Genomic DNA, 12674 nt, shown 5'->3' on the forward strand with positions numbered 1-12674 from the left:
AGTCTTAGAATCTTCAACGGTCAAATTATTCCTCAAATTCAAAATTAAATAACTCGGCAAGCCTCAAACAGATTTTATTTTTACGCATTCTTCGTCGATTTGACAACGTCTCCAGATTCTTATGACCAACTTTTATAAGAAAAATAGAATAAACAAAAATCAAAAATCCTAATTCGTAAATCGTAAATCGTAAATCCCTAGCCTCTAAGTAAGTTGATGCTTACTGTAGCATAATTTGTATTCGGGAATTTCTTGTAATATAACGGATCTGGGAATAAACCTACTTCTGCAGCTATTTTATGTAATACATCAATTTCCACTATGTATTGGTCTGAAAATCCGTGTGTTGCATCATAAGCAGTTGCAGCTGTATTTCCTAAATTTGCTGCTGTAATTTGCGGTGGAATAGTATGCAATTCAATGATTAGTAATCCGAATTTATGAACGTATTTCGACCATTTTTCTAAATGTTCAAACAAATTATCTTCTACTTCATTATTTTTGATCCAAGCTCCTCTATGTGCAAAAGCTCCGCTAGAGGTACTAATTCTATCTTTAGAAGGATTTTTTGGTTGTTCCCAAATACGATTATGATCTAAAAACGTACGAACGTTTAGTAAATCTTTTAAATCGATATTATAATTTTCTTGTAAATCAGAAGCCAATAATTCTGGATTTCCAATATCTCCCCAAATTACTTTAGCCCAAATATCTGCTTTAATTAAATTGGCTCTAGTTACTTTTAAAGCTGCTTGATTATAATCGGCTCCAACTAAAAACAACGGATATTCATCTAACATTTTACCACGGATGGTTTGACGTTCAATAACTTCAAAAATATGTTGTAAGAATGCACCATTACCACAACCCATATCTAAAATCCCTTTAGGTTGTTCGTTTATTGGCTTGTTAAATAATTCGATGATGATTTCATCAATTACTTTGAAATATGTGGTATGAGCTCCACCACTTCCCCACACATTCATTTCTCTGTTCACGTGTATTTCGTCTTCACCAACTGCTGTATCACGAAGTAAATTCGGATTTCCGAATAAAAGTGTGTCAACATTTTTAAACATTGGTAAATAAGAAACCGTTACACCATATGCAGAAGCACGTTTGGCAAATGACAAGCCTAATTCGGTAAATTGATAGTTGTTGTTTTTGCGTGTGAACCAACCCAAATGCGTGAAAAAGTCTAATATAATTTTAAAAACATCTGGATGTTTATGAAACTCTTCCGGACTAAACGATGTTTCCATAAAATACTTATGAAACATACCTGTCATTCCTAAACTTACTATAATTGGTCCGACTAAATATCCTTCAATATGTGCTAAAAATTGCTCTTGAATGGCTCTTTCTTCTGTAGTATCCGACAATTGAATGTGACAATTGTTTTTATACCATTCAAATAACATATTTAAATCGTGATATGATTCTGGTTGAATTTGTACTGAAGTAAACCAATCTTTTTCTTTTAAAACATCAACAACCTCTTCATATACAGGTGCTAATGAAAAAGATAAGCTTGATTTTGAATTGGTTTTTACAACAACTGTATTAGTTGTATTGTCTAAATTATAATCTAACATGCCTTGTGATGCCAAAACACGCAAAGCAATGTTTAAATACCCTTCATTGGCTTTGAATTCGGAAGTTAATTGTGACAAAGTAACTTCTTTATGCTCTAATAAATATTGTAAAATTCCTTTTTGAAATAATGAATAAACAACTGGTGCAGTTACTAATCCGTCTAAATGTTGAAAAATTCTTTGTCTAAAATTGGTTGTAGTAGTCATAAATAAAAACTGGTTTAACCAAATATAATAATTTTTATTTACGATGTACAATTTTGGATTTGCGAATTTATAAAACCATACAATTCATGTAAGTTTTACTATAAAATCGAAAAAATGTAGATTTTTTTTTACTTGAAAGATTTGAGAAATCGCATAAAATAAACAGATCTTTTGATCTAAATGTTTAAGAAATCAAAATGCGTAAATCTCAAATCGTAAACTGTATATTATTGTTCTTTTTTCAAAGATTGCTTGTATTGCTCTAGAATAGAGGCTTTTTTAGCTGCAGAAGTTTCTTTAGTTTGTTGAATTTTCTTCATATGATTATCAATCTGCTTTTTATGCTTATCTCTATTTACTTTATTGTTTCTTCCCATTATCATTTACTTTAATTTCGATTTCAAATTTACGAAAGTTTCAGTGGTATTCATCAAATCTGATAGTATTTTACGCTTTTTTGCTTCAAAATCGTCTAAATTTAAGTATTTGGCCCAAGAATTACTTTGTAAAACTTCTTTTATTTCTTTGATACGTTTGGCTGTATCTGCCGCATTACGCACTACTTGATTGTTATAGTTTGGATTATTTTTATGATTGAAATGCACTTCTTCCTTATCCCAATCAATTTCAATATAAAATAGCTTTTCGGTTTCGTTATTAGGATAAAAATCTGTCCAATTGGCAAAACCGATAATTTCTTTTTGATTTTTATATTCCGAATTTGGAATTAATCGCCACCTGCAATTTGCCGCTCTTCCCCAATGATTCGATTTTCGGAAAACACCTACTTCTGTGAAGTAATATTCGCTACCTGAATTACTTTTATAACTCAACTTCAAATTACTGAGTTCTGAATTATCTACTTGTTGAAACAAACAAAAAGTATGCTTATGAAAATTGTTGCGATTGTACATTAAAACTCACCTAATTTTAATTCCCAAACTGTTTTTTGAGTTGTCCCAAATGATTTTAAAACTGGAAACAAATACACTTTTTGAACCAAATTATAGGTTTTAGTAACCGATTTATTAGTTACTAATAATTGGTATTTCATTTCGAAATTATTAGCATTTAAAGCTGTATTTTGAATATTTGAAAGTGTAACTACAAACTTATTTTCTTTACATAATTGAAGTAATTGCAGTAATGTAATTTTCTTATCTGAACCAGTAATAAAATCATTTACCAACATGTTTTCTGATAGATACATTTGAAGTATTGACTTGTCTATTTCTTGCTGTAAATCAGCACTTTCCGATTGGTTATATAAAGTTAAATAGTTATAGAAATCTGAAATGAATTGTTCGCTTTGATTGGAATAAGCGGCGATGACTTTAGCATTAAATTGAGCTGCAATTGAATTTACAGGAACTGTTTTTTTAGACAATTCTTTCGCTGTAACAGCCTCTTCTTTTACAGAATTGTTGTTACCCGAACTTTGTCCAATTAACAGTATTGGAAAAAACAGCAATATGTGAATTAAGTTTTTCATTTATTCTTCTGTTAATCTTAAAAAAGATATTTTATTATCCTTTTCTTGTTTTAATTCTACAATTTTTAATTTTTTCAACGAAGCGGATGGAATGATAACTTTTTGTGAAAATTCGGATTTATTAAAATATTCAGCACCTAAATTATCTTGTAACATTACCATGACTTCCAAATTATCAGACAAAATTTTATTCAATTGTTCCTTTCTGGTTTGCCAATCTTTAATATCGCTTTTCATAAAGGCTTTCAACATCATCGCATAATCATTCGGATTCAGTTCAATTCTTGAAAGTGGTTCATTTGGCGAAAGGGTAACTTCTTTTTGTTTGTAAAACGGACTTTTAATTACCACTTTTGTTTCTTTTTCCAGCTTTAAAGTTGACGTTTGAATATCAATTGGTTTTTCAACTGAATCTTCTACAATAAAAGCCTTTACTTCTTCTTTAGAAATTGAATCTTTTGTAAAACTATTTTGCAATTCAATTTTCTGATGTTCATTAGAAGTGAATTTCCATACTAAAAAGCCAATTAAAACAATTCCAACTATCAAAATCGTCATCCATTGCTTGTTGAAGGGCCAAATTCCTAATTTCTTTTTTGAATTTTCATTAGAAACATCCTTTATTTCTTCTTTTTCTACAACAGCATTATCAACAAATTTAAACTCATCCCAACCCGATTTTCCAACATACACACTTAAAATATCCAACATATCTTTTCGTGGTAATTTCTCGTTAGTTTCTGGTTTTAAATGCGTGTAAATCCATTTTTCACTTACCGATTGTTTTGTTTTTAACTGAATATCATCAATTAAATTCAAAATATCTTGAGAACTAAAACTTTTCCAACTTCCGTTAAAATACGGATAGCTATTTTGGTATTGCTCCAAAACACTTTTCTTAAGTTGATAAAAGATTTCTAATTCTGTCATAAATGAATAATCAAAAGTAGTTTTTACTTGTTTTTTTATTACTGTAAAACTGCTGTAAATGTACTGAAAATACTTTACATTCAGTAAACAGCGGTTTTACCAAATAAAAATTTTGGTGTTGGACTAAGTTTGCCTTGTTAAACTTTAAAAACAAATTATTATGAAAAATTTAAACCCAATTTTAGCAACTTTATTCGTAGTTACTTCTTCATCTTTATTCGCACAACATTCTGGAAATGTAAACAGTGAGGATGCCTTAAGAAAAGAAGCCAGCGGTAATTACAATTATCAAAACCCGAATCAGTATCACAATCGAGATGTACCAACTATTCAAACAACTTATAGTAATGAAAACGAAATGGTTATTTCTATTAAAGGAATTTATAACGAGAAAGCTACCGCACAAAAAGCAGTTTTTAGCGTGTTACAAGTAGGGAAAACAGCTGAAGAAGTTACCGACTTAATGGATAACAGACTAAATACAGTAATGAATGAAATGAAATCGTTTAATGCCGAAATTGAAGTGATTACAGATATGATTTCTTTTGTTCCGATGTATGATTATGAAGTGACAAAGAAAATTTTCAATCCGAAAACCTATAATGAAAAACCAAGCGGATTTGAATTGAAAAAGAATTTAATCATCAAATTTAAAAACACTAATGATTTGAATAAAATTATGAGTATTTGCGCCAAACAAGAAATTTATGATTTAGCTAAAGTGGATTATGTTACGAGTAATTTAGATCATATTAGAGATGTTTTACAATTGAAAGCATCTGAAGAATACAAGCAAATGCTTACAAATTATTCTGCTATTATGAATACCGATTTATTCAAAAAAGAAAAAACGTTAGTGGAAGGTTATTCAACTCTATATCCGATGGAAAGTTACAAAGCCTATACCGCTTATAGTCAGGCTGCCATCAATTTTTCACCAGATAGTCAAGTCAATAATATTCGTAAAAACTCCACACAATTTTACGATGCTGCTTTAGCAAAATCACATACTTTTGTTGTGAATGCAGATATAACAGAACCAACCATTCAGATATTTTACGATTTAACAATTCGAATTAAATTAAAAGAAGATCAGTTACCCAAAAATACCATCATTAGAAACAACAGATATTACATTATAACAGCCACAGGAGATATAAAACCTTTAATATTATAGGAATTAATTCGATAACATTTAGAACACCAATAGAGCAATTTATTGGTGTTTTTTTATTTATATTTTATAGAGTATCTTTACAAAAAAATAAAGAAAAAGATGAGAGAACTTCTAGAAAACGCTTATGGTTATTTGTTTGAAGATGAATTAATTGAAGAAATAATCAAAGTAGCACAATATAGAAAATTCAAATCGGATGATTATTTAATTGAAATTGGTGATGCCATTTTATTCATGCCTTTATTATTAAGTGGTGCTATTAAGATATTGCGTGAAGATGAAAAAGGAGATGAATTTTTACTATACTTTTTAGAAAGAGGTGATACTTGTGCCATGACCATGAATTGTTGTATGGGTAAAAGCAAAAGTAAAATTAGAGCTGTTGCTGAAACGGATGGCGAAATGTTAATGATTCCAGTTGAATATATGGAAACTTGGCTAACCAAATACAAAACATGGAGAAATTATGTTTTAGAAAGTTATAACATTCGTTTCAATGAAATGCTTGAAGCCATTGATACTTTAGCTTTTAAAAATTTAGATGAACGTATCTATAAATATCTTGTTGACAAAGTAAAAGTTTTAGGAAACACAGAAATTGCGAATACACATCAAGAAATTGCTTCGGAAATGCATACTTCTAGAGTTGTAGTTTCTCGATTATTAAAAGGATTGGAAATTGATGGTAAGATAAAATTACATCGTAATAAAATTGAAGTCCTAAAATTTTAAAAATGTTAATACTGATATAAATCAGTTTTTTTAAAATTCAAAACCACTAAATTTGCTAAAAAATTAATCAAATGAAAATCGAACAAATATATACGAGCTGTATCGCTCAAGCTGCTTATTATTTAGAAAGTAATGGTGAAGTTGCCATTTTTGACCCGTTAAGAGAAGTACAACCATACATTGATAGAGCGGAAAAAGACAACGCTAAAATAAAATACATTTTTGAAACACATTTTCATGCTGATTTCGTTTCTGGACATTTAGATTTAGCTAAAAAAACGGGAGCGCAAATAGTATATGGACCAACTGCTAAACCTAATTTCGATTTTATTAGCGCTACTGATAACCAAGAATTTAAACTTGGAAATTATACTATAAGAGTTATTCATACACCAGGTCATACTTTAGAAAGTACCTGTTATTTATTAATTGATGAAAATGGTAAAGAACATGGAATAATTACAGGTGACACTTTATTTATTGGAGATGTTGGCCGACCTGATTTAGCACAGGCTTTAGTAAAAGATTTAAATCAGGATGTTTTAGCAGGTTATTTATTCGATTCTTTACGAAATAAAATCATGCCTTTAGCTGATAATTTAATTGTATATCCTAGTCATGGTGCTGGAAGTGCTTGTGGAAAAAACATGAGTAAAGAAACTACTGATACTTTAGGGAATCAGAAAAAAACGAATTATGCTTTACGTGCTGATATGACTAAAGAAGAGTTTAAAGCAGAATTATTAGATGGTTTAGCTCCTCCTCCAGCCTATTTCCCTCAGAATGTAATGATGAACATTCAAGGATATGAAAGTTTAGAAACAGTTGTAAATAAAGGAAACACTGCTTTAGATCCTTCAGCTTTTAGATTAGTAGCCGAACAAAATGAAGCTATTATTTTAGATGTTAGAAACGAATACGACTTCATTGAAGAACATATTCCTGCATCTATATTTATTGGATTAAACGGACAATTTGCTCCTTGGGTTGGTGCCGTTATTAAAGACGTAAAACAACCCATTTTACTAGTTACTCCTGAAGGTAAAGAAGAAGAAACAATTACTCGTTTATCTCGTGTTGGTTTTGATAATACTCTAGGTTATTTAAAAGGTGGAATTGCATCTTGGAAAAATGCCGGATTTGAAACAGATTCTTTACAATCAGTTACTCCTGAAACATTTGCTGAAAATGTTGAAAATGCTATAGTAATTGACGCTAGAAGACCAGGTGAATTTAATGCTGAGCATATTGAAAACGCTAAAAACATTCCATTAGATTATTTACATGATAGCTTTGCCGAAGTTCCTAAAGAAGAAACTTTCTATGTACATTGTGCAGGTGGATATCGTTCGGTAATTTGGGCTTCAATTATGAAAGCTAAAGGATATCACAACTTAATCAACATAGAAAAAGGAATGGCTGGTATAAGAAATACTAGTGTTAAACTAACAAAATTTGTTTGTCCATCTACTTTATAAAAAACAAAAGATCAAATACATAATAATTTAATACATTTGCCCAAAATTTAAAAATTTCAATTTAAAATGAAGAAAATTCTAATTACATTAATCGCTGCTACATTTTTAGTATCATGCAAAAAAGAAGATTATACAATTTCAGGAGACATTAAAAATCATAAAGGAGCAGATTATGTTTATATAGAAATTCAAAATGGTGACAAACCAAAAGTTATTGACTCTGTTAAAATTAAAGATGGAAAATTTGAATTTAAAGGAAAAGCAGATTCATTAGATATCGCATTTATTAAAATTCCTGCAATTCAATGTATATTTCCGTTTGTTTTAGAAAATGGTTCAATAGATATAAAAATAAACAAAGATTCTATTTTTGCTCCAAAAATTTCTGGTACTGAAAATAATGATGATTTACAAAAATTCAACAATGACATCATTAAATTGAATAAAGAAATGAATGATTTTGCTATGAAAAATCAATCAGCTTATAATGAAGCTACTGCAAAAAATGACCAAGTAACAATAGAGAAATTGACAACTGAAATTAAAAAAATTCGTCAAAATTTAATTGATTTCACTCCAAACTATATTAAAAACAACAAAAATTTTATTGCTTTAATTGTTCTAGAAAATTTTGCTATAAGAGGTAATATGCCCGCAAATGAAGCAAAAACGCATTATAATAAGTTTTCAGAAGAATTAAAAAATACTAAGTCAGGTATTAGAATTAATAAAGTATTAAATCCAAATACTGGAAAAAAAAAAGTAAATAAAGCAGCAGACTTTTCAGCTAAAACACCAGACGGAAAATTAGTTTCTTTAAAGGAAAGTTTAGGAAAAGTAACCATCATCGATTTTTGGGCTTCTTGGTGTCCTCCTTGTAGAGCTGAAAATCCAAATATAGTAGCTTTATATAACGAATTTCATGCAAAAGGATTAAACATTATAGGTGTTTCCTTAGATGATAATATTGACTCTTGGAAAAAAGCTATTGAAAAAGATAAATTAACATGGACACATGTTTCTAATCTAAAAAAATGGGAAGATCCAATTGCTAAAATGTATCAAGTTGAAGAAATTCCAGCTACATTTTTGTTAGATGCACAAGGAATTATCATTGCTAAAAACTTACATGGTGATGAATTAAAAGCAAAAATTGCTGAGCTTTTAAAATAAAAAACACCAAAACAAATAAAAAATCCGTTTCAAGTAAATTGAGACGGATTTTTTTATATTTCATAATCAACGTTTTACAAAATATTTAAAAAAATGTTGTAAAATATGTTTGCAACTAAGAAAAACAATTATATATTTGCACCACTCTAAAAAAGCGAGTTGGGGAGATACTCAAGCGGCCAACGAGGACGGACTGTAAATCCGTTGGGAAACCTTCGCAGGTTCGAATCCTGCTCTCCCCACAAATTAAGCACTTCATTTGAAGTGCTTTTTTTATTTAGAAAATATCGTAGATTCTCCCGAAATTTCGGGACTACTCTCCCCACAAAATAAATGGATAAAGAAAAAGCACCAAGTTTACTTGAGTGCTTTTTTTGTTTCATTTAGTTTGAGTAAGGTTCACCTTACTCAGGATCACGGAACAAAGTGGAGTAATCCAGCTCTCTACAAAAAAAGCACTTCATTTGAAGTGCTTTTTAATATTATTTACATGAAACAAAACTATAAAATTTACTTGTATCAAATCCTAATTCTTTTGCCATTTTAGCATCTTTACAAGCACCGTCCAAATCTTTTAATTTATACTTAACAACTGCTCTATTTATATATGCTTCTTTTAATTTTGGATTAATTGATATTGCTTTTGTATAATCTTCTAAAGCTTCGTTCAACTTTCCCAATTTATTATATATCATTCCTCTATCGTGAAAATATTTTTCATTCTTTGGATTTAATAAAATTGCATTTTCATAATCCTTCAAAGCTCCATTTAAATCATTTGCAAGATATTTACTATAAGCTCTATTATTATATACATCACCACTTGGATTTAATTCTATCGCTTTATCATAATCTTTAATAGCTTTTAAATATTCACCTAAAGCACAATACACATTCGCTCTATTTTCATATACTTTATAAAAAAGTTCATCTTTTTCTACAACTTTATTAAATCCAATTAATGCTTCCTTATAATTTTTTTTAAAATAATGTGTTAACGCCAGCAAATTTACAGTATGATTATAATTTGGATTTAATTTATCAGCAATTAAAAAATCAGATAATGCTTTATCAAATAATTCCTTATCAAAAAAAATCTCACCTCTTCTTAAATAAACATTAAACTCATTAGGATTTAATTCAATTAATTTATTTAAGCAATCAACAGCTTCATCTCTTTTATTTATTTCTTTTAATGCTACAGCTTTATTATATAAAGAGCCTTGATGATTTTGATTTAAAAATAACGCTTTATTAAAATCAACAATGGAACTTTCATACTCTTTTATCATAAGTTTTGAATAGCCCCTTCTATAGTAAATATCAAAATTAGTGCTATCTAAAACTATATATTTATCAAGATTTAAAATTACATTTTTATGATCATCTAATTTACAAAATCTAATTGATTCATTGAATAGTTCTTCTTTTGACTGTTGTGCAAATCCAAAACTTGCAATTAATAATATAAAACCTATTCTAATCATTACTCCAAAACAAAACTTACACTTACATTACAAATAATTTCAATTTCTCCAACTGCTAACGTTTCTCTTGGCATATCTGCAGATGCTTCAGCCATCATTCCTTTTGCCATATAAACTGGTCTTGGGTAGTTAGTATACGAATTATCAGAAATTAATATCGCTTTACCTACTTTTTGACCTGGTAATACTGAAACATAATCGTCTGCCTTTTTCTTAGCGTTTAAAATGGCTTTTTTTCTTGCTTCTGTTTCATAGGTCTCCATTTTAGAAGATTTAAATTCAACGCCATTAATAACGTTAATTCCGGTATCCATTACATCCATCATAAATGCATCGTATTTAGAAATATCTTTTAATGTAACACAAATTGTTTGATTGGCTTGATAAGAATATTTTTTCTTATCGTAATCGTAGTTTTTATATAAACTCATTTGTGTGGTTTGATAATCTGCAGTTGGAATACCGAACTTTTTGATATACTTAATAACTTTATCAATTGTTACATCATTTAAAGTCTTTACTTCTTTAGCATCTTTCCCATTATTTTGAACTCCCAATTGAATTACTGCAATATCTGGCGTAATTTTAACCTTTCCTTCTCCAGAAATAGAAATTTGCGGAACTTGTTTTTGCGCTTCCTGACTCATAACACTCATTGTTGTAATTAATGTTAATACTAAAATTATTTTTCTCATAATCTATTTATTTAGTTTCCGATTTGAATTCAAATAACGTGCCAATTACAACTTATCTTTTCTAACAATAAAATACAAAACTACTATTGGTATGAGCATCAGTCCAATAAACATTAATCTTTCATTTAATAAAATTGGTTTTAGCATTAATGTGAAAAATAAACCACCAACTGCTCCACCAAAATGAGCAGTATGACCAATATTATCAAACCTTCCTTTCATCCCAAAAATTGAATAACTTAAATATAAAATGGCAAATAAAAATCCTGGAATTTTAAGAGCTCCAAAAAGATAAACAGAACTTTCCGGATGTAATAATATCGCACTATAAATCACTCCAGAAACCGCTCCAGAAGCTCCAATAGCCGAATAATGAGGTTCATTTTGATGCAATCTTAAAGATAAAAAACTACCCAAAAACATACTCCCAATATAAATGATTAGTATTTGAATACTATTAAAATAAATTTCCAAAACATTAGTAAAACTCCAAAAACTGAACATATTAAAAGCAAAATGAAACCAATCGGCATGTAAAAAACCAGATGTTAGCATTCTATATTGTTCTCCACTTCGGACAGCTGAAATATTGAATTTATACTTATTAAAAAAATCAGGATTAGAAAAACCTTGATAGGTTAAAATTGCTGTAACAGCAATAATTATTGTAGATATTGAAAACATAAAATTATTAATTTATATAAAGATATGATATTTATTAAAATAACAAAAGTGTATATTTGTAAAAAAAGATACATGCAATTTCTAATATATATACTGGTTTATCCAATCATTTGGTTAATTTCAATTTTACCTTTCCCAATTCTTTATTTGTTTTCCGATTTTGTATACTTTGTGGTTTATAATGTAATTGGTTATCGAAAAAAAGTAGTTCGAAATAACATTGCCTTAGCTTTACCGCATTTGTCTAAAGAAGAGCAATTAAAAGTTGAGAAAAAGTTTTATTCGCATATGTGTGATATGTTCTTAGAAATGGTAAAAACACTAACTATTTCGAAAAAAGAAATTGAAAAACGCTATACTTTCGAAAATATGGAAGTGTATCACGATTTAGAAAAGAAAGGAAAAAGCATTGCTTTACTTTGCGCACATTATGCCAGTTATGAATGGGCCGTATCTATGAATTACTATGTAAACCACAAGGCGTATGGTGTTTACAAACAAGTAGCTAATCCGTATTTTGATAAATTAGTTCGTAAAATACGTTCAAAATTTAATGCTGAATTGATTGATACCAAACAAACTATTCCAACTATGGCTGATAATTTTAGATCTAAAAGACTTAGTATTTATGGTTTAGTTAGTGATCAATCACCAAAATTAAATGCCACACATCATTGGCAAAAATTCATGGGTGTTGAAGTTCCAGTACATACTGGTGGAGAAATGCTTGCCAAAAAATACGACATGAATGTAATTTTCCTAAAAACAACTAAACTTAAACGTGGTTATTATAAAGCTAGTTTTGAAGTTTTAGCAGATGGAAACACTAAAGAATTTCCAAATTACGATTTAACAGACAAGTTTTTAAAACTAGTAGAACAACAGATTTATGATGCTCCTGAATATTACTTATGGACACATAAACGATGGAAACATCAGAGATAAGTAATCAGTCTCAGTGTTCAGTCTCAGTGTTCAGTCTCAGTGTTCAGTCTCAGTGTTCAGTCTCAGTGTTCAGTTTAAA

At 29.1% G+C, this 12674-nt stretch carries 13 protein-coding genes and 1 tRNA gene; 6 read left to right on the plus strand and 8 right to left on the minus strand.

All coding sequences use genetic code 11. The features are described from left to right. Window positions 1-197: 197 nt before the first annotated feature. From BMY86_RS09875 to BMY86_RS09890, 5 genes are all read right to left on the minus strand, one after another. Window positions 198-1802: a class I SAM-dependent methyltransferase gene (locus tag BMY86_RS09875; protein WP_091468449.1), complete on the minus strand. Its 1605-nt coding sequence runs from the start codon at window positions 1800-1802 to the stop codon at window positions 198-200. Between the two features lie 227 nt (window positions 1803-2029). After that, window positions 2030-2179 (minus strand): hypothetical protein, encoded by a 150-nt coding sequence (locus BMY86_RS13080; protein WP_177177164.1) that lies wholly within the window; start codon window positions 2177-2179, stop codon window positions 2030-2032. Window positions 2180-2185: 6 nt separating this feature from the next. Then, window positions 2186-2716 (minus strand): hypothetical protein, encoded by a 531-nt coding sequence (locus BMY86_RS09880; RefSeq protein ID WP_091468451.1) that lies wholly within the window; start codon window positions 2714-2716, stop codon window positions 2186-2188. After that, window positions 2716-3294, minus strand: a complete 579-nt coding sequence (locus BMY86_RS09885) for a hypothetical protein (RefSeq protein WP_091468454.1) — start codon at window positions 3292-3294, stop codon at window positions 2716-2718. The genes BMY86_RS09880 and BMY86_RS09885 overlap by 1 nt, the downstream gene beginning before the upstream one ends. Further along, complete coding sequence (locus BMY86_RS09890) at window positions 3295-4224, minus strand: hypothetical protein (RefSeq protein ID WP_091468456.1); 930 nt, start codon at window positions 4222-4224, stop codon at window positions 3295-3297. Window positions 4225-4384: 160 nt separating this feature from the next. Here BMY86_RS09890 and BMY86_RS09895 point away from each other — a divergent pair, with 160 nt between their 5' ends. From BMY86_RS09895 to BMY86_RS09915, 5 genes are all read left to right on the plus strand, one after another. Next, complete coding sequence (locus BMY86_RS09895; protein WP_091468459.1) at window positions 4385-5401, plus strand: SIMPL domain-containing protein; 1017 nt, start codon at window positions 4385-4387, stop codon at window positions 5399-5401. A 99-nt stretch (window positions 5402-5500) separates the two neighbouring features. After that, window positions 5501-6133: a Crp/Fnr family transcriptional regulator gene (locus BMY86_RS09900; protein WP_091468463.1), complete on the plus strand. Its 633-nt coding sequence runs from the start codon at window positions 5501-5503 to the stop codon at window positions 6131-6133. Window positions 6134-6204: 71 nt separating this feature from the next. Next, a complete protein-coding gene (locus BMY86_RS09905) occupies window positions 6205-7611 on the plus strand; it encodes an MBL fold metallo-hydrolase (RefSeq protein WP_091468466.1) in 1407 nt (468 codons plus the stop codon). A gap of 66 nt (window positions 7612-7677) precedes the next feature. Then, entirely contained in the window at window positions 7678-8784 is a 1107-nt protein-coding gene (locus BMY86_RS09910; protein WP_091468469.1) for a TlpA disulfide reductase family protein, read from the plus strand. Window positions 8785-8945: 161 nt separating this feature from the next. Further along, window positions 8946-9026 (plus strand) — tRNA-Tyr (locus BMY86_RS09915). A 240-nt stretch (window positions 9027-9266) separates the two neighbouring features. On the opposite strand, the gene BMY86_RS09920 is transcribed toward BMY86_RS09915, so the two are convergent. The 3 genes from BMY86_RS09920 to BMY86_RS09930 are packed head-to-tail and all read right to left on the minus strand — an operon-like array spanning window position 9267 to window position 11650. After that, window positions 9267-10271 carry a tetratricopeptide repeat protein gene (locus BMY86_RS09920; protein WP_091468473.1) on the minus strand — a complete coding sequence of 335 codons (1005 nt, stop codon included), beginning with the start codon at window positions 10269-10271 and terminating at the stop codon, window positions 9267-9269. Then, window positions 10271-10966, minus strand: coding sequence for an SIMPL domain-containing protein (locus tag BMY86_RS09925; protein WP_091468476.1), 696 nt, complete (start codon window positions 10964-10966; stop codon window positions 10271-10273). Before BMY86_RS09925 ends, BMY86_RS09920 begins: the two co-directional genes overlap by 1 nt. Before the next feature lie 45 nt (window positions 10967-11011). Then, entirely contained in the window at window positions 11012-11650 is a 639-nt protein-coding gene (locus BMY86_RS09930) for a rhomboid family intramembrane serine protease (RefSeq protein ID WP_091468479.1), read from the minus strand. Window positions 11651-11722: 72 nt separating this feature from the next. Here BMY86_RS09930 and BMY86_RS09935 point away from each other — a divergent pair, with 72 nt between their 5' ends. Then, window positions 11723-12595, plus strand: a complete 873-nt coding sequence (locus tag BMY86_RS09935) for a lysophospholipid acyltransferase family protein (protein ID WP_091468482.1) — start codon at window positions 11723-11725, stop codon at window positions 12593-12595. Window positions 12596-12674: the final 79 nt, after the last annotated feature.

This window comes from Flavobacterium urocaniciphilum, from assembly GCF_900110615.1.
In the GTDB taxonomy this organism is placed as follows: Bacteria; Bacteroidota; Bacteroidia; order Flavobacteriales; family Flavobacteriaceae; genus Flavobacterium; species Flavobacterium urocaniciphilum.